This is a genomic window from bacterium (assembly GCA_031082185.1).
In the GTDB taxonomy this organism is placed as follows: domain Bacteria; phylum Sysuimicrobiota; class Sysuimicrobiia; order Sysuimicrobiales; family Humicultoraceae; genus VGFA01.
Map to the genome: position 1 here is coordinate 282,750 of JAVHLI010000001.1, position 17,113 is coordinate 299,862.

At 66.9% G+C, this 17,113-nt stretch carries 17 protein-coding genes; 9 read left to right on the top strand and 8 right to left on the bottom strand.

What is annotated here, in order from left to right; translation table 11 throughout:
• Window positions 1–58 precede the first annotated feature (58 nt).
• Genes RDU83_01475 through RDU83_01515 form a run of 9 tightly spaced genes read left to right on the top strand, consistent with a single transcriptional unit; the run spans window position 59 to window position 9,450 of the window.
• Window positions 59–913: an IclR family transcriptional regulator gene (locus tag RDU83_01475; GenBank protein ID MDQ7839680.1), complete on the top strand. Its 855-nt coding sequence runs from the start codon at window positions 59–61 to the stop codon at window positions 911–913.
• 5 nt (window positions 914–918) lie between these two features.
• Entirely contained in the window at window positions 919–2,523 is a 1,605-nt protein-coding gene (locus tag RDU83_01480) for an ABC transporter substrate-binding protein (GenBank protein MDQ7839681.1), read from the top strand.
• A 47-nt stretch (window positions 2,524–2,570) separates the two neighbouring features.
• A complete protein-coding gene (locus RDU83_01485) occupies window positions 2,571–3,581 on the top strand; it encodes an ABC transporter permease (protein MDQ7839682.1) in 1,011 nt (336 codons plus the stop codon).
• Complete coding sequence (locus RDU83_01490) at window positions 3,578–4,486, top strand: ABC transporter permease (GenBank protein ID MDQ7839683.1); 909 nt, start codon at window positions 3,578–3,580, stop codon at window positions 4,484–4,486. Before RDU83_01485 ends, RDU83_01490 begins: the two co-directional genes overlap by 4 nt.
• Window positions 4,483–5,541, top strand: coding sequence for an ABC transporter ATP-binding protein (locus RDU83_01495; GenBank protein ID MDQ7839684.1), 1,059 nt, complete (start codon window positions 4,483–4,485; stop codon window positions 5,539–5,541). The genes RDU83_01490 and RDU83_01495 overlap by 4 nt, the downstream gene beginning before the upstream one ends.
• The gene (locus RDU83_01500; GenBank protein ID MDQ7839685.1) at window positions 5,541–6,566 is read left to right on the top strand and encodes an ABC transporter ATP-binding protein; all 1,026 of its coding nucleotides are present in this window, start codon (window positions 5,541–5,543) and stop codon (window positions 6,564–6,566) included. Before RDU83_01495 ends, RDU83_01500 begins: the two co-directional genes overlap by 1 nt.
• Window positions 6,553–7,617: a hypothetical protein gene (locus RDU83_01505; protein ID MDQ7839686.1), complete on the top strand. Its 1,065-nt coding sequence runs from the start codon at window positions 6,553–6,555 to the stop codon at window positions 7,615–7,617. The genes RDU83_01500 and RDU83_01505 overlap by 14 nt, the downstream gene beginning before the upstream one ends.
• Before the next feature lie 20 nt (window positions 7,618–7,637).
• Complete coding sequence (locus tag RDU83_01510) at window positions 7,638–8,702, top strand: hypothetical protein (protein ID MDQ7839687.1); 1,065 nt, start codon at window positions 7,638–7,640, stop codon at window positions 8,700–8,702.
• Window positions 8,703–8,706: 4 nt separating this feature from the next.
• Entirely contained in the window at window positions 8,707–9,450 is a 744-nt protein-coding gene (locus RDU83_01515; GenBank protein MDQ7839688.1) for an aspartate/glutamate racemase family protein, read from the top strand.
• On the opposite strand, the gene RDU83_01520 is transcribed toward RDU83_01515, so the two are convergent.
• From RDU83_01520 to RDU83_01555, 8 genes are all read right to left on the bottom strand, one after another.
• Window positions 9,398–10,249, bottom strand: a complete 852-nt coding sequence (locus RDU83_01520) for an ABC transporter permease (GenBank protein MDQ7839689.1) — start codon at window positions 10,247–10,249, stop codon at window positions 9,398–9,400. The genes RDU83_01515 and RDU83_01520 overlap by 53 nt on opposite strands.
• Window positions 10,246–11,166, bottom strand: a complete 921-nt coding sequence (locus RDU83_01525; protein MDQ7839690.1) for an ABC transporter permease — start codon at window positions 11,164–11,166, stop codon at window positions 10,246–10,248. The genes RDU83_01520 and RDU83_01525 overlap by 4 nt, the downstream gene beginning before the upstream one ends.
• 59 nt (window positions 11,167–11,225) lie before the next feature.
• Window positions 11,226–12,812: an ABC transporter substrate-binding protein gene (locus RDU83_01530; protein ID MDQ7839691.1), complete on the bottom strand. Its 1,587-nt coding sequence runs from the start codon at window positions 12,810–12,812 to the stop codon at window positions 11,226–11,228.
• Window positions 12,813–12,852: 40 nt separating this feature from the next.
• Window positions 12,853–13,272, bottom strand: coding sequence for a universal stress protein (locus RDU83_01535; protein MDQ7839692.1), 420 nt, complete (start codon window positions 13,270–13,272; stop codon window positions 12,853–12,855).
• 11 nt (window positions 13,273–13,283) lie between these two features.
• Entirely contained in the window at window positions 13,284–13,526 is a 243-nt protein-coding gene (locus tag RDU83_01540; GenBank protein MDQ7839693.1) for a hypothetical protein, read from the bottom strand.
• On the bottom strand, window positions 13,523–14,356 hold the full coding sequence (locus tag RDU83_01545) for an alpha/beta fold hydrolase (protein ID MDQ7839694.1): 834 nt from the start codon (window positions 14,354–14,356) through the stop codon (window positions 13,523–13,525). Before RDU83_01545 ends, RDU83_01540 begins: the two co-directional genes overlap by 4 nt.
• Window positions 14,334–15,260, bottom strand: coding sequence for a deoxyribonuclease IV (locus tag RDU83_01550; protein ID MDQ7839695.1), 927 nt, complete (start codon window positions 15,258–15,260; stop codon window positions 14,334–14,336). The genes RDU83_01545 and RDU83_01550 overlap by 23 nt, the downstream gene beginning before the upstream one ends.
• Before the next feature lie 338 nt (window positions 15,261–15,598).
• Window positions 15,599–16,894 (bottom strand): SLC13 family permease, encoded by a 1,296-nt coding sequence (locus tag RDU83_01555; GenBank protein ID MDQ7839696.1) that lies wholly within the window; start codon window positions 16,892–16,894, stop codon window positions 15,599–15,601.
• Window positions 16,895–17,113 lie beyond the last annotated feature (219 nt).

Sequence of the window (17,113 nt, forward strand, 5' to 3'; positions counted from 1 at the left end):
GGGAGGGTTTACCCTTTCGGCACCGAAGGACCTGTCAGAATAGAAACGGGGTTTCACAATGCGAAACATAGGCCGGGCCCAGGCAAAGCGCTCCAGCGCGTGGCACTTGGTTCAATCGGTAGACCGGGCGCTTTCGCTGCTGGACCTTCTCGGAAACGGGAACGCCAGTTTGGGCATCAGCGAGTTCTCGAGGGCAACGGGCCTGAGCAAGGCCGTCGTGTTCCGTCTCGTGCGGACGCTGGAACGGCACGGCTACGTGATGCAGTCTGAGGACCGACGGTACGCGCTCGGGACCAAGCCGCTCGAACTCGCAAGCGTCGTGCTCCACCGTTTTGACGTCCGCCAGGTCGCACGCGCAACCATGCTGGACCTTGCCGAGCGCACCGGCGAGTCGGCAGTGCTGACGGCTCCCAGCCGGGACGGGGTGATCTGCCTCGACACGGTTGACAGCCCGCAGCAGATCCGGGTGAGCTTTCGGCTGGGAAGGATCACTCCCTGGCACGCGGGTGCCGCCGGGAAGCTCCACCTGGCGTTTCAACCCGAGCCCCTGATCCAGCAGGTGATCGCCCGGGGACTCCCACGGCACACCGCGCGTACGGTTACCAGCAAGAGCAGGTTGCTCCGAGACCTCGCACGGATTCGCCACGACGGATACGCGTTCACGGTGGGGGAGTTCGACGACGGGGTCGCCGCGATCAGCGCTCCCATCGTGGACTCACGGAAGGAGGTGGTCGCCGCTGTCAGCATCGGCGGCCCTGCCCAGCGGTTCTCCGATGAACGCCTCCAGGACCTGGTCAATGAGGTCCGGCAGGCGGCCGGCAGGATATCGCTACTCCTCTTGGGAAGCCCGCCTCCCGGCGGTCCTCCCATGTCCGAAGCACGCGCTCTGCAAACTCAACGCGAAGCGAGGTGATCTAGGTGATACGACAGAGACATCTGGCGACTACACTCGCGGCGATCGTGGCCGTGGCCCTGATCGCGCTTCCCGCATCGGTTTCCTCTCAAGTCCGAGAGGTTCCCTTCACCTACATCGAGCAGCAGATCATCACGGCGATTGACCCGGCAGGGGCCGTGGATGAGAGCAGCCTACAATCGGCTATCAACCTCTACGACCCGCTGCTGTATCCGAACGTCGAGAAGGGAACGATGGAGCCCAGGCCGCACATCGCGGAGTCGTGGACCATCTCCCCTGACGGGAAGACCTACACGTTCAAGATCCGCCGGGGAGTCAAGTTCCACACCGGGCGCGAGATGACCGCCGAGGACGTGGTCTTCACGATGGACCGCGTGCTGCGCATAAAGCGCGGGTTCTTCTGGGTCTGGGCTCCCGTGCTCGAGCCCGGGAGCGCGAAGGTCGCGGACCCCTACACCGTGCGGTTTCAACTGAAGGAAGCCTACGCCCCCTTCCTTGGGACGATGCTCCTTCTGTTCGTCATGGACAAGGACCTGATCATGGCGAACCTGCGCCCCGGCCCGTACGGGGAGTTTGGGGACTATGGGGCGGGCCTCCTCGAGCGGCAGGACGCGGGATCAGGGCCCTACCGGATGGAGAAGTGGGAGCGCGCCACCGAGATGGTAATGGCACGCTTCGACGCCTACTGGCGCGGCTGGAAGCCTGGCCAGATTACCAAGGTCTTCTACAAGACCGTGCTGGAGGAAGCCACGGTCAAGACGCTGATCATAGCCGGACAGGCGGACATGGTGAACCAGTGGCTCTCACCGCCCAGCTTCCTGGAGCTTAAGCAGAGTCCTGGAATCGTTGTCAAGGAGGATCCCAGCGTCCAGCTCTTCCACCTCCTGATGAACACGAAGAAGCCGCCGCTGGACAACGTCAAGGTGCGCCAGGCCATATCCTATGCGTTCAACTACGACATCGCCATCCAGCAGATCTTCGTAGGCGCGACCAAGGCAAAGGGGCCGGTGCCCGTCAAGGTGCCCGGGTGGAACCCCTCGATTGTCACCTTCGGTCGAAACGTGGCCAGGGCCAAGCAACTGCTGAGCGAGGCGGGCTTCAAGCCCGGGGAGATCACGCTCGAGTACCTGTGGATCACCGGGGTGCCGATGGAGCGGCTGATCGGTCTGCTGTTGAAGAGCAACCTTGAGGAGATCGGCATCAAGACGGAGATCATCGGTGAGCCGTGGGGACGGGTGGTGGAACGCGCCGCCAAGGTGGAGACCACCCCGCACATTACGGCGGTCTTTGATACGCTGAAGTACCCTCACGTTGACAGCCATACCTACGGCCTGTACCACCCGAGCTGCTGGGGCTCGTTCCGCTGCATGAGCTTCTACGAGAACCCCGCCGTCACCAAGATTCTCGAGCAGGCGCGCCGCTCGGTGGACACCGCAGAGCAGATGAAGCTCTACAAGGAGGCGCAGGCCCTGATCGTCAAGGATGCTCCCAGCATCTACATCGCCAACCCTCTCCACCGCATCGCTTTCCGCGACTACGTCAAGGGGTATCGCTACGTGGGGCTGCTCGGGTTTGATTGCGCGTTCTACGATTTCACAATTGCACGGTAGAGCCGACGAGGGGGTGGCGTCAGCCACCCCCTCGTGGGGGTAGGTCTATGGGATTTCGAACGTACGTGTTGCGGCGGATCCTCCACATGGTGCCGGTGATGGTGGGTCTGTCGATCCTCATCTTCGTCATCTCGAGGGTTATGCCCGGGGATCCGGTCCGGCTTGCCCTGGGGCCCGAGGCGAACATCGAGCAGATCGAGCAGCTGCGCCGCCTGATGGGGCTGGACAAGCCCGTGCACGTACAGTACTTCGCGTACGTCTCGGGTCTCTTCCGCGGGGATTTTGGATACTCCCTGCTCACGCGCCGCGCCGTGGCCCAAGATCTCAAAGACTTCTTCCCGGCGACGCTGGAGTTGACGACCCTGGCTATGATCCTGGCCATACTCCTGGGGGTTCCCCTGGGGGTGCGCGCCGCCGTCCGCAAGGACAGCCTGGAGGATCACTTGAACAGGGTGGTGGCCCTGGCTGGGGTGGCGCTGCCCAGGTTCTGGCTCGCGATCCTTCTCCAGATTGCCTTTGCCTACCATCTGGGGCTGCTGCCCACGATTGGGCGCGGACCGGCCCCCGCCACCCAGATTACCGGTCTCTATCTGCTGGACAGCCTGCTGACACTCGACTTCAACGCGTTCATCGTCTCGCTGAAGCACATTGCCATGCCGGCCTTTGCCCTTTCTGTCGGGACCCTGGCTCAGATCATGCGCCTGATCCGCGCCAGCATGATCGAGGAGATGAGGCGCGACCACGCACTGGCCGCGCGATCGTACGGGCTCCCGGCCAACCTGATCATCTACAGATACCTGCTGAAGAACGCATTCACGTCCACGCTGACCATCATCGGCCTGAGCTACGGATTCCTGTTGGGGAACGCCTTCCTGGTAGAGAGGGTGTTCGCCTGGCCAGGCCTAGCGTTCTACGGCGTGGACACCCTCCTCGCCAAGGACTTCAATGGCGTCATCGCCGTGACCCTGGTGGTGGGGGTGGCATACGCGGTCACCAACCTGTTCGTGGACATCCTCTATGGCTACATTGACCCAAGGATCAGGTACGGTGAGGGATGATTGCTGAATCGCGCCCGGAAGGCGAGCCGAAGGTTGCCCGCGCCCAGGAGTGGGGGAAGATGTGGTTCCGCTTCCGCCAATCCTCCCTTTCGGTCGCGGGCCTGGGCATCGTGGCTGCGATCGTTGTCTGCGCTGTGTTCGCTCCGGTTCTCGCTCCGCACCCCCAGCACGCCGGGTCATTCGTGGACTTCGAGAACAGCCTGCGCCCCCCTTCGCTGAAGAACCCACTGGGAACTGACGATGCGGGACGGGACATCCTCTCCCGGATGCTGTTCGGAACCCGCATCTCGGTATCGCTGGGCATCATCGTGCTGGCCATCGCCGTGGCCGTCGGCATCCCGCTGGGGCTGATCGCGGGCTATTGGGGAGGCCGGTTGGGTGATGCGATCATGCGGGTTACCGACGTCTTCCTAGCGGTTCCTCCCATTGCCCTGGCCCTGGCGGTTACCGCGGCGCTGCGCCCCAACCTCACAAACGCAATGATCGCGATCGCCTTTGCCTGGTGGCCCTGGTACACGCGGTTGGTGTACGGTCAGGTTCTGTCGCTCAAGGAGGAGCAGTTCGTGGAGGCCAGCCGCGGACTGGGCGCGGGCCCGCTGCGGATCGCCTTTCGAGAGATTCTGCCGAACGCGTGGTCCACGATCCTCATCAAGGTCACGCTGGACATGGGCTTCGTGATCTTGACGGCCGCGGGACTGAGCTTCTTGGGCCTGGGCGCGCAGCCCCCCACCGCTGAGTGGGGAACCATGATCGCGGAGGGGCGCCTCTATCTCCCCGGGTACTGGTGGGCCGCGACTTTTCCCGGACTTGCAATCTTCTTGACGGTCCTCGGCTTCAACCTGCTTGGCGACGGCCTGCGCGACGTGTTTGACGTGCACATCGAACAGTGGCAGGCGGGCTCGTGAGCGCGACGGAGCCGCTCCTGGCAATCCAGGATCTTGGAATCCACATGCGCACCTACGAAGGGCGGGCCCGCGTCCTCAACGGCGTCCGCCTGACGATCCACGAGGGCGAGACGGTGGCCCTGGTGGGCGAGACGGGGTGCGGGAAGTCCATCACCGCCAAGGCGATCCTGGGTCTGCTGCCCCCCAACGCCGAGATAGTCTCAGGAAGCATCGCGTTCAAGGGCCGCGATCTGCTGCGCCTGCCGGAGGAGGATCTCCACGGGATTCGCGGCAGGCAGATTGCCATGATCTTCCAGGATCCGTCCACGGCGCTGAACCCCGTGTTCACCGTGGGCGAGCAGCTCACCGACGTGGTGCTGTGGCAGGGTGCCCGAAGCGCGACGATAGGACGCCGCGTCACCGGGGCCGTCCATCAACGGTGTCTGGAGATCCTGCGCCTGGTGCGGATTCCCGATCCGGAGGGCACGTTCGGGCGGTACCCGGTAGAGCTCTCCGGGGGCATGCGCCAACGGGTGCTCATCGCCCTCGCGCTGGTGGGCAGGCCGGAACTGCTCATCGCCGACGAGTTGGGGACGGCGCTCGACGTGTCCGTGCAGGACCAGATCCTCCTGGAGGTGCGGGAGCTGGTCCGCACCGGGGGCCTGTCGGTGCTGTACATCACCCACAACCTGGGGGTGGCGCGGCTCGTCTCGGATCGCATCTACGTCATGTACGGCGGCGAAATCGCCGAGGTGGCGCCGGCAGCCGAGGTCTTCCGCAGGCAGCTCCATCCCTACTCTCAGGGGCTTCTGGCGGCCGTTCCGCGCCTGACCGGGACGATGGGTGAGGGAATCGAGGGGCGCATCCCCGACTACGTCAACCCCCCGCCCGCCTGCCGGTTTGAGCCCCGTTGCCCTTTCCGCATGGAGATCTGCCGCCTCCGCCGTCCGCTCCTGGTTGAGGCCGAGACCGATCGCTGGGTCGCCTGTCACCTCCTCGGCTCCCGCGAAGACAGCGGCTCCAGCGAGGAGAGCGGCTCCGGCGAGGGAAGCGGCTCCGGCGAGGAGAGCGGGTGATGGGACTCGTTGAGGCCGAGGCGGTCGTCAAGCATTTCCCCATTACCCAGGGCTTCCTACGCCGCAGGGTGGGAGAGGTCAAGGCGGTGGACGGGGTCAACCTGTCCATAAAGGAGGGAGCCACGCTCGCCCTGGTCGGCGAGAGCGGCTCGGGAAAGACCACCCTTGCCAGGGTGATCCTACGGCTGCTGCCGGCCACCTCGGGGCGCGTCACATTTGACGGCCGCGAGATCACGACGCTTGACGACGGGGCGCTCCGGCCCGTGCGTCAGAAGATGCAGATCGTGTTTCAGAATCCGGCCTCTTCGCTCAACCCACGCCGGCGCATCAACGAGATCATCGAGGAGCCGCTGTTGATTCACCGGGTAGGCACGCCCGGCGAGCGCCGTCGTCGGGTGGGCGAACTCCTCGAGCGCGTGGAGCTCCCGTCACAGGACTTCATGTTCCGGTATCCGCATTCCCTCAGCGGTGGCCAGCGCCAGCGGGTCGCGATTGCACGCGCCCTGGCCCTTGATCCCAAGTTCATCGTTCTGGATGAGCCCACCTCGGCCCTCGACGTCTCCGTCCAGGCCAAGATCATCACCTTGCTGCGCCGCCTCCAGCGCGATATGGGGCTGACCTACCTTGTTATTTCTCACGACTTGAGCCTCGTGCGGAACGTGGCAGATGTCATTGCGGTGATGTACTTGGGCAAGGTCGTGGAGACGGCGCCGGTCGCCGCGTTGTTCGGCGACCCGAAGCACCCATACACGCGGGCGCTGCTGTCAGCGATTCCCACCGTGTCCGATGAGGAGAGCGCGCTGATACCCGAGAAGATCACGCTGGGCGGTGAGATCCCCAGCCCGGCCAGCGTTCCGCCTGGGTGCTCCTTTCACCCGCGGTGCTACGCGCGCATTGAAGGATGCGAACGGGTCGTCCCGGAGCTCATGCCGGTTGGGCCGGACCACCACGCGAGGTGCATCCTTTACGACCGGGCGTTCGGCGCACCGGGCCTGCACGGAGGTGGATCGAGTGGCATGGATTGATCGCACGGCAATCGCGCCCGGCACCTTCTCGATGCTGCGGGTGAACATGGGGGTGCGCCCGGGTGAACGCGTGCTCGTCGTTACCGACGTTCCCACGCCGGAGCAGTGGGGGCAAATCGGGTCGGACCAGGTGGAGGCCATGCTCCGGCGGGCATACCTGGCCCGTCTCGTGGCGGACCTCGCGCGCGAGCACCTCCCCGGAGGCAAGGTGCGGTTTCTGACGTTCCCTTCCACCGGGAGAAGCGGCGTCGAGCCGCCCGAGGAGGCCGCACAGGCCATGGCGGAGGCCGACGTGGTTCTTGCCATCACCTCCTTCTCCCTGTCGCACACCGAGGCCCGGGAGGAGGCGTGCCGCCGGGGCGCGCGGGTGGCCAGCATGCCTCGGTTCCTTCCGGAGATGCTCTATCCGGACGGGCCGATGGCGGTGGACTACGAAAGGGTGGCTTTCTCCACGCGTGCGCTGGCCGGCCTGATCACCGCCGCCAGCAAGGTGCGCGTTACCACCCCGGCAGGCACCGACGTGGAGTTCAGCGTTGAGGGCCGGGACGGCCGCAGCGACGACGGGATGTACACCGCAAGGGGTTCCTGGGGCAACCTGCCGGCAGGCGAGGCGTACTGCGCACCGCTGGAAGATACGGCGCACGGCCTGCTCGTGGTGGAGCCCGGGTGGCACGCGGGGTTGGTCGAGCCCATGACGATCCACTTCGAGCGCGGCGAGGTTACGGCTCTTGAAGGAGGCGGCGGTGTGGGATCGGAGATCTCCGAGATCCTCGACCTGGCCTGCCGGGGCGATGATGCGCAGCCGCGGCGGACGCTCGCCGAGCTGGGCATCGGCACGAATCCCAACGCCCGTCGGACCGACATCACGGTGGAGGCCGAGAAGATCAAGGGCACGGTGCACCTCGCGGTTGGTGACGGCAGCCACATGGGCGGGACAGTGGTTGCCGACTATCACCAGGATTTCGTGCTGCCCCGACCCGATCTGTGGTTTGATGGCGAGATGGTCATTGCGGGAGGCCGGTGGATTGCGCCGGGCCTCTCGAAGGAATAGCATCCTGAGGAGGCGCTGCCATGGAGTTCGCGCTGGGAACCGAGGCGTTGAGGGAATACCTGTCGTTCGAGGTTGCGGGGGCCGCGCGCAAGCTGGTGGAGCAGGTCATGCTGGCGAAGCCGGGCGAGTCGGTGACCATCACCGCGGATACGAGCAGCGATCCCCGCGTGGTGGAGGCCACGGCAAGCGCGGCTCACGCGGCGGGCGCGGTGCCCGTGGTCCTGTGGTATCCGACCAAGCTGGGCAGCGGCCAGGAGCCGCCGCGGCCTGTCGCCGCCGCAATCGCGGACAGCGACGTCTGGATTGAGTACGCGGTGGGCTACCTGCTGTACTCCAACGCCTATCACCACGCCATGGAGCGCGGGGCGCGCTACATCTGCCTTTCGGGTGTGGACGTGGATCTGCTGGTGAGGTCGGTTGGCCAGATTGACTATCCCGGGGTGATCGCGCTGGGGGAGAAGCTGCTGGCCCTGGTCGCGAAGGCCAGGGTCGTCCGGCTGACCAACGCGGCCGGCACGGATCTCTCAGCGGACAACGGCGGACGGTTCGTCCGTCACTCCGGCAAGCTGGCCGACACGCCGGGCGAGCCGATCATGCTTGGAGGCCAGATCTCCTGGTGCCCGTTGGAGGAGACGATCAGCGGCCGTCTGGTGGTTGACGGCACCATATGGCCGCCCGCGGAAGTGGGACTCGTTCGATCTCCCGTGACCCTGACGATCGAATCGGGGATCGTGAAGCGCCTGGACGGTGGAGCGGAAGCGCGGGTCTACGAGCGGTGGCTGGCAGCGTTCAACGACCCGAACATGTACCGGGTGGCGCACTACTCGCTGGGTTTCAACCCCGGCGTGACCAAGCCGACCGGGCGCATTGTCGAGGACGAGCGCATGTTCGGCTGCTTCACCATGGGGATCGGGACGCAAGGTCAACAGATGAAGGCGACGGGATGGAAGGCCGCGGCGCATACCGACTGCGTGCTGCCCGGTCCCACGATTCACCTGGACGGAGAGCCGCTCCAGGTGGACGGCAGGTACGTTCACCCCGAGATCGTGGCCGCGTGCCGGGACCTGGGCGTGGCGGGCTACTGAGCAGATGCCCGCCGTGCTGCACGTCATTCCGGTTTGCGCCCGCCCGGGTCGGGTGGAGCAGGTGAGGGCCTGCCTGGCGGCCCTGACCCCGGACATGGACGCGCACGTGATTGACCTTCCTGATGGCCCTGCGGACCTCGAGCACTCTACCGACGACCATGCGGCGGTTGGACAGATGCTCCGGATCCTTCCCGGCTATGTGGAGGAGCACGGCATAGGGGCGGTCAGCATCGGCTGCTTCTATGATCCCGGAATGTGGGAGCTGCGTGAGGCGCTGGAGGTCCCGGTTGTTGGGATCGCCGAGGCGAGCCTTGTGTTGGGAGGCTTCCTTGCCTCGCGGCTGGCCGTTCTGATCGGGGATTGGAAGTGGCTGCCGAAGATGGAGCAGAACGCGCGCCACACCGGGATGGCGCACCGCGTATGCGCCTGGAGGTCCATCGAGCTATCGGTTCAGGCGATCCAGGACGACCCGGAAGGCTGCTACCAGGCGATCCACCGGGAAGCGCGGGCCGCCAGGGATGAAGACCACGCGGAGGGGATCATCCTTGGGTGCGCTGCGCTGACAGGGACCGCTGCGCGCCTGCAGGATGACCTCCACATCCCGGTAGTAGATCCGGTCGCCGCCGGCTACCAGGTGGCGTGCGCGCTGGCGCTGACAGGGCTGCGCACGGGCAAGACTCTGGGCTACCGACGGACTACCGCAGCCGCGGATCGAGCGCGTCCCGCAGGCCGTCGCCCAACAGGTTGAACCCCATCACCGTCATGAAGATCGCCACGCCGGGCAGCGTCGAGACCCACCATGCCTCGCGCAGGTAGGACCTGCCCTCGGCGACGATCGCGCCCCACTCAGGGGACGGTGGCTGCGCGCCCAGGCCCAGGAAGCTGAGCCCCACGCCCGAGAGGATTGCGCCGGCCAGGCGCAGCGTGGTCAGCACGACGATAGGGGCGAGCACGTTGGGGAAGATGTGCGCTCGCACGATGTGCGCGTCGCCTCCTCCGATCGCGCGCGCCGCGTCCACGAACTCCTGCTCCCGCACCGAAAGCACGTTGCCGCGCACCAGCCGCACCAGTCCCGGGATGCCGCCGATCCCAATGGCTATCATGACGTTCTGCAGGCCCGGACCGAGGACGGCCACGATCGCGATGGCCACCAGCAGGCCGGGGAACGCCAGCCACAGGTCCACGAGCCGCATCATCACATCGTCGAACCGCCCCCCGCGATACCCGGTGATGAGCCCGAGCGGGATGCCTATCGAGTCCGAGATGGCGATGGCGATCAGTCCCACAGAGAGCGAGAGCCGGCCGCCATAGAGCACGCGGCTAAACAGGTCCCGACCGAACGAGTCGGTTCCCAGGGGGTGCCGCACCGACGGCGGCGCGAAGCGCTGGTCGAACTGCACCTGAATGGGGTCATCGTCGGTCAGCCACGGCGCCAGCGCCGAGGCGGCGATGAACAGCAGCACGATGATCGCGCCGGCCGTCGCGCCGCGGTTGCGGCGCATCCGGCTGAACCCGATTGCCCAGTGCGACCGCCCGGTGTCCATCATCCGTACCGGATGCGGGGATCCAGCAGGCCGTAGAGCAGATCCACCAGCAGGTTCATGAAGACGAAGATCACCGCCGCCACCAGCACCACCGCCTGGATCACGGGGATGTCGCGGGTGAAGATCGCGTCCACCGCCAGCCGGCCTATTCCCGGCCACCCGAACACCGTTTCGACGATCACCGCGCCGCCCAGCAGGCTGGCGAACTGCATCCCGACGATCGAGACCACCGGTATCATCGCGTTCTTGAGCGCGTGCCGGTACACGAGCCGTCGGGGGCCCAAGCCCTTGGCGCGCGCCGTACGGATGTAGTCCTGACTCAGCACCTCCAGCATGGACGAGCGCGTCAGGCGGGCGATGATGGCCGAGGCTCCGGTGCCCAGCGTGATCGCGGGCAGGATCAGGTGCAGGAAACTGTCCGCGCCGGCCGGTGGCAGCCAGCGCAGGTGCAGGGAGAAGACGAGGATGAGCACCAGGCCGAACCAGAAGCTCGGCAGCGAGACGCCAGCCAGCGCGACCACCATCGTGCCGTAGTCGAGCGCCGACTGGTGGTGCATCGCCGCGATCGCGCCCAGCACCACGCCCATCGCGACCGCGACGAGCGTGGCCGCCACCGCCATGCGCACCGTGTAGGGGATCCGGTACGCGATCTCCTGCGCCACCGGCCGGCGCGTGTGGATGGATCGCCCGAAGTCCCCCTGCGCGGCGCGCACGACGAACGAGGCGTACTGAACGTAGATGGGCCGGTCCAGGCCGAGCTGCCGGCGCATCCGCTCCACCTGCTCCGGGGATCCGGCGTCCGCCAGCATGACGCGGACCGGATCCCCGGGCACCAGATGGACGAGCAGGAACACCAGGAACGAGATTCCCAGAAGGACCGGGATCAGGTGCAGCAGCCGCCTGGCGACGTAGTGAAACACGGCTCAGTTCACGCGATCCCGCCGCGGACCGCCTGCTCCCTTGCCCGCCACCCGATCACCTAGCGCGTCCGAAAGGCGTCCAGCAACAGCAGGTTCCCGAACTTATCGTAGTAGACGTCCTGGATCGCCGTCTGGTTGAAGTTGACCGAGAGCTCCGACGCCAACGGCACCCAGGGCACTTCCGCCAGCAGAATCCGCTGGAGCTGCTTGTAGACCTCCAGCCGCTTGGCCGTGTCCACGGTCGTCTGCCCGTCTTCGAGCAGCTTGTCCACCTGGGGGTTGACGTAGTGCACGCGGTTGGTCGTGGGCAGCCGGCTGCTGTGGAAGAAGTAGAAGAGGATGTCGGCGTCCGGCCACCCGTACGAGATCATAATCGCGTCGTGCTCCCCGCGCTGGGTTGAGGCCAGGAGCGTCGCGGGCTCCATCTGCTCGATGTTCAGCTTGATGCCGGCCGCCCGTAGCTGCGACTGCAGGACGACGGCCACGCGCACGTTGGTCATGCGGGCGTAGGTCCAGACAGTGAACTCCAGTTGCCTGCCGTCCTTAATCATCGCGCCGCCCGGCCCCGGCCGGTAGCCGGCCTCGGCCAGGAGTGCCCTGGCGCGATCGAGATCGTAGTTGAGCGCGAACTGCTTCACCCCATCCCAGTAGCCCCAGATCGTCGGCGCGATCGGACTGAGCATCGGTACCGCCAGGCCCTCCAGCGCGATGCGCGCCACCTCGTCGGTGTTGGTCGCGTGTCCGATGGCCCGGCGCACGCGCACGTCGTTGACCGGGGGCTTCTTGACGTTGAACCCAAGGTAGGTGCCGCTGGTGGTGGGGATCTGGATGAACGGGAACTTGCCCTCGCGCATCATGCGCCTGGCATCGCGGGCAGGGGCGCCGGGCAGGATGTCAATGTCGCCCCTCTCGAACGCGATCACCCTCGTGGACTCGTCCGGCACAATCCGGATGATGAGCTGGTCAAAGTTGGGCGCGCCGCGGTTCTTGTAGTGCGCGGGTCCCCAGGCGTAGTCCGGATTCCGCTCGTAGACGATCCGGTCGTTCGGGATCCACTGCTTGAAACGGAACGGTCCGGTTCCGACCGGGTTCTGCCCATAGTCGGCGCCCATCTTCGCGATGGCCGTCGGGGAGAGGATCGCCAGGAACGATATGCGCAGCGACGAGAAGATCGGCGCGTACGGCTTGGAGAAGACCAGGCGCACGGTGAGGTCATCCACCACGTCGGTGCGCGTCAGCGTGCCGACCCACGATGCCCCGGGCGCATTCGTCTCCTTGCTCACCAGGCGGTCGAACGTGGTCTTGACCGCGGCCGCGTTGAACGGGGTGCCGTCGTGGAACTTCACTCCCCGCCTGAGCTTGAAGGTGATAGCCGTGCCGTCCTGGGAGATCTCCCAGGACTCGGCCAGCCCCGGGATGAACTCGCCGGTGCGCCGGTCCACGGTCACCAGGGTTTCGTACATCACCGCGTGCGCGATGTTGACCGACGGCGTGCGGTGCGGGTCTAGCGAGGGAGGATCCGAGCCGATCACCATCGTCAGCGTGCCCCCTCGCGCCGGGGCCGGGGCCGCGCCGCCGCTGCCGGCGGTCATGGCCAACAGCACCACCACTACCAGAAGAACCGGAAGGGCGTTCCACCGCGTCATATGCCTGCCTCCTTCAAGTGTGCGATTACCTGGCGTGCGACTACCGGACAACCATCACTGGACAGTGGGCCTCGTGGATCACACGCGCGCTGACAGACCCCAGCAGCGCCACGCCCACCCTGCCCAGCCCGCGCGAGCCCATCACGATCAGGTCGCACCCGCGGGCGCGCGCCACGTCCAGGATGGCGTGAGCGGCAGGGCCTTCCAAAACCGACTCCTCGTACGCCACGCCTTCTTCCTCCAGGACCTCCGCCGCCCCTCGAACAAGCGCCTCGCTTGCAGCCAGCCGTTTGGCCATGAGCTCTTCGAGGTACGGCGACCCCAGATCCCTGGGCAGGGGCTCAAAGGCCGTCAGCACGACCACGGTCGCGCCGTAGCGCCGGGCGATGCCTGCTACGATGGTCAGCGCCTTGCGCGCGTGCTCGGATCCGTCCGTAGGGTAGAGAATTGTCGTGAACACGGCTTTCTCCTTTAGAAGAGTCTAGAGACCACGTAGGCAACTAGGACCAGCACCGCGATCCCTACCCAGAGCCATGTTCGGCCGCTCCGGCCGCGGGCCCTGCGGGGTCGGAGGTCGGGCGCCTCAGCGCACGCCCTGCAGTAGTTGCCCGTTCCCAGCCGAACCACGCAGCTCCCGCACAACGCCTTGCCGCATCCCGAGCAGTAGGTCAGCGCAAGTCGGTCGGCGTGGTGGGCGCAGGGGATGCCGTTCACCCGCCCCCTCCCAGGAAGGCGGACAGCGTCGCGTTGAAGGCGCCGGCGTCCTCGATGAACGGGACATGCCCCATCCCCTGCATGATGTGCACCCGCGCGCCCGGGATCGTCCGGCCCGCGACCTCTGCCTGGTCCGGGGGGATGACATGGTCGCGTGTGCCCCAGACGATCAGGGTGGGCGCCGTGATGCGCGCCGCGACCGCCCTGGCCTGCTCCACGACTTCCGGCCGTACGCCCCGCAGCGTCGCCGAAGCCCGGAGCGTATTCAAGAAGGTCTCGCCCGTCACTGGGCGCGCGGCGTTGCGCCGGGTGATCTCGACCAGCGCATCAGGGATGCGGCGCTGGTCGGCAAACGCCTCCCGGAGTCCCAGCCGGGGGAAGCGGCAGGTGAGCGCCAGGAATCCTTCTCCTACGCAGCGGATCGTCATCAGCCGCAGCGTAGTGCTCAGTCCGGTGCCGAAGCCGGCGGGCGCGGCCAGCACCAGTGCCGCGCAGCGCTCGGGCGCGGTTCCGGCTGCGAGCGAGGCGATCGCGCCGCCTAGTGAGGAGCCGATGATTACCGCGCGCGGCACGCCTACGGCGTCCATGAATGCCAGGGTGGCCGCTGCCGAGCCCTCAGGCGTGGCGGCTGTGGCGATCGGGTCCGACAGCCCAAACCCAGGGAAGTCGAGCGCGATCGTGGTGTACCGCTCGCGCAGCGCCGGAACCGTCCACTGCCAGAACTCAAGCGATGCGCCGATACCGTGGATCAGGACCGCGGGCGGACCGCTGCCCTCGACGCGGTAACGGACGCGTGCCCCCATCACCTCAACGAACCGGTCGGTCTCCATCGCGGACCTCCTTCCGGGTTGCCGCCCGCCTGACGCCGGCCCGTCTGACGCCGGCCTGCCGCCCGATCCCTGCCAGACGTCTTAGGCGCGCCAGGTTCTTGGCGTCCGGGCCTTCACTGTTGAATCCGGGTGTCTCAATGATGCCCGGCAGGGCCCGGAGGCGCGGGTGCGCGAGGAGCGCACGAAACCCGCCCGCCCCAATCAGGCCTTCGCCGATGTTTGCGTGACGATCGCGACGCGATCCCAGGGCGCCCTGCGAGTCGTTCAGGTGGAGCACTCGCACGCGATCCCATCCCACCGTGCGGTCCGCCGCGCCGATCATATCCTCGATCCCCGCCGGCGTCCGCAGGTCCCAGCCCGAGGCAAACAGGTGCGCGGTGTCCAAGCACACGCCGACCCTGGGATCGCCGTGAACTCCGTCCAGCACCGCGGCCAGATCGTCGAATGTGGCGCCCAGCGTGCCGCCGGACCCCGCGCTGTTCTCGAGCAGCACCATCGCGCGCTCGGTGGCGCCGAGGATCTGCCGGACCGCGGTGGCTATCCGGCGCAGCGCCGCGCCCCTGGGAGAGGACAGACGGCTGCCCAGGTGCGTGATTGCGCCCAGGCCTTCCAGCCGCTCGACGCCGCGCAGCGTGGCCAGCAGCGATGCGACGGACCGGCGCCGGAGATCGCGGTCCGGCGTGCCCGGATTCACCAGGTAGGCGGCGTGCGCGACCAGCGGATCGAGGCCGGCGGCGCGCCGCTTCTGGATGAACCGCTCGAGCACGTCATCGGGATAGACGCTGCCCCGCCACTGTCGCGGCGATCCGTAGAAGATCTGCAGGCAGTCGCAGCCCATTGCCACCGCGCGGTCAATGGCCAGGTCCAGCGATCCGCTGATGGAGACGTGCGCTCCCAGACGCATCGGTGCTTCGTTCTTCTCTGGGCATGCGGCGGAGCCCTGCGGATTCCCACAAATCTCGGGGTCAAGACGGCGGTGGTTGCGGGAAGGCCGGGGATTCCCGACCTGATCGTGGCCAAAGGAGAGGGGAACGTGCAGACGCACGGGGCAGACGCCTGCCTCCCGCGGAAGGAGGTCCTCCTGCGCGAAGAGGACCGGATTGAAACCTTCTGGTGGCGGGGTTATTCTAGCAGCGGTGATATGACCCCCGTCCCCGCGCCCGCCCCAAGATGAACACCGTAGTGCGCCGGAGGGGAGCGGTTGAGCGCACCCTTTGGGGGCGGGGGTCTTTGCGTGGTACCCTAGAACCGCCAGACCGCAGCAACAACCGCCAGCAGCGTCACACCCAGCAGCAGCGCCAGCGGCGCGCCGACCCGCGCGTAGTCGCCGAACCGGTATCCGCCGGGCACCATGACCATCATGCTGACCGGGTGGCTTATCGGTGTAAGCAGGGTGACCGACGTTGCCGCCGCAACCGTGATCATGAAGGGCACCGGGTTGACGCCCAGCTTCGTGGCGGCGCTGAGGGCAATCGGCGCCATCAGGATCGTCGTGGGGATGGCGGGTACGAACTGCCCAACGACAAACGTGGCCAGGCAGATCGCCGCGAGGACCGAGAATGGCGCGTCCCCGGCCAGCGGCAGCATCGCGCCCGCGACCGCCGCCGCGGCCCCGGTGGTGTGCAGCGCGGCTCCCAGCGGCAGCAGGCTCCCAACGACGATGATAGTGGGCCAGTCTATTACCTGGGGTGCCTCGGCTGCGCTCACGCAGCCGCCGATGATCACGATGCCTACCGCCAGTACCGCTGCCAGGCTCACCGGCACGACGCCAGTGGCCCCGGAGAGAATAACCGCTCCCAGCGCGAGCAGAGCGTACGGGACCTGCGCGGTGCGGAGGGGCCGTGACTCGTCCGGTGCCGAGAGTCTGCGGGCTTCCAGCAGGTCCTGATGGGGACCCGCCGCCGGTATCGCCCCCTCGGGCATCCGCGCCGGAAGGAGCCGGCGTCCCAGCGTGGCCATGAAGATGATGGAGGCCGCCAGCATTGCTATGCCGACCGGGAAGAACGAGAAGAACGAGAGCGGTGCGTATCCCGCCTGAACGAGGAGCCCGCTGACGATGAGGTTCGAGGCCTTGCCTATGAGCGTGAGGGAACCTCCCTGCCGGGCGGCAATCGCCAGCGGCATCAGCAGCCGGGACTGGCTGATGCCTGCCTGACGGCTGGCGGCGATGGCCACCGGCAGGAGTATGGCCGCGGCGCCGACCAGGTTCATGAACCCCGACAGAACGCCGGCCACCGCCATCAGCGCTACGATGAGCGCCACCTCGCGGGATCCCACGGCGCGGAGGAGCAGGCGTGCGGAGAGCGCCGCCACCCCGGTGCGCTCCAGGGCCGCGCTGACGATGAGGAGGCACGCGATGGTGACCACGACCGGGTCGCCGAATCCGGCAAACGCCGCGGCAGGAGTAGTCACCCCGCTTAGGCCCAGGGCCAGCACGACCGACATGGCGACGATCTCGGGGCGCAGGCGTCCCGAGGCAAAGGCCGCCAGGGCTCCGGCGAGGATGGAGAGCACGATCCAGCCGTCGGGAGTCAGCATCGCTGCGGATTGTTTCCGTTCGGGGCGGTGCGATGCCTGCTGTCAGCCGCGCAATTCCGACCCAGACCTGTTAGAAACGCCCATAGGTGGCGATGGTAGTAGTAGCAACAGTAGCAGGAGGAGGAGAGGGGTCTGTCGTACCGGTCGGGATACAGGCAAGTCATCCTGAACCGCACGGCCGGACCCGTGCTGTGTAGGGAACAGAGGTGACAGACAGGG

Coding starts and splice junctions, on each gene's coding strand:
- RDU83_01475 (MDQ7839680.1), top strand. CDS start 59: ATGCGAAACATAGGCCGGGCCCAGGCAAAGCGCTCCAGCGCGTGGCAC.
- RDU83_01485 (MDQ7839682.1), top strand. CDS start 2,571: ATGGGATTTCGAACGTACGTGTTGCGGCGGATCCTCCACATGGTGCCG.
- RDU83_01490 (MDQ7839683.1), top strand. CDS start 3,578: ATGATTGCTGAATCGCGCCCGGAAGGCGAGCCGAAGGTTGCCCGCGCC.
- RDU83_01500 (MDQ7839685.1), top strand. CDS start 5,541: ATGGGACTCGTTGAGGCCGAGGCGGTCGTCAAGCATTTCCCCATTACC.
- RDU83_01510 (MDQ7839687.1), top strand. CDS start 7,638: ATGGAGTTCGCGCTGGGAACCGAGGCGTTGAGGGAATACCTGTCGTTC.
- RDU83_01515 (MDQ7839688.1), top strand. CDS start 8,707: ATGCCCGCCGTGCTGCACGTCATTCCGGTTTGCGCCCGCCCGGGTCGG.
- RDU83_01520 (MDQ7839689.1), bottom strand. CDS start 10,249: ATGATGGACACCGGGCGGTCGCACTGGGCAATCGGGTTCAGCCGGATG.
- RDU83_01530 (MDQ7839691.1), bottom strand. CDS start 12,812: ATGACGCGGTGGAACGCCCTTCCGGTTCTTCTGGTAGTGGTGGTGCTG.
- RDU83_01545 (MDQ7839694.1), bottom strand. CDS start 14,356: ATGGAGACCGACCGGTTCGTTGAGGTGATGGGGGCACGCGTCCGTTAC.
- RDU83_01550 (MDQ7839695.1), bottom strand. CDS start 15,260: ATGCGTCTGGGAGCGCACGTCTCCATCAGCGGATCGCTGGACCTGGCC.
- RDU83_01555 (MDQ7839696.1), bottom strand. CDS start 16,894: ATGCTGACTCCCGACGGCTGGATCGTGCTCTCCATCCTCGCCGGAGCC.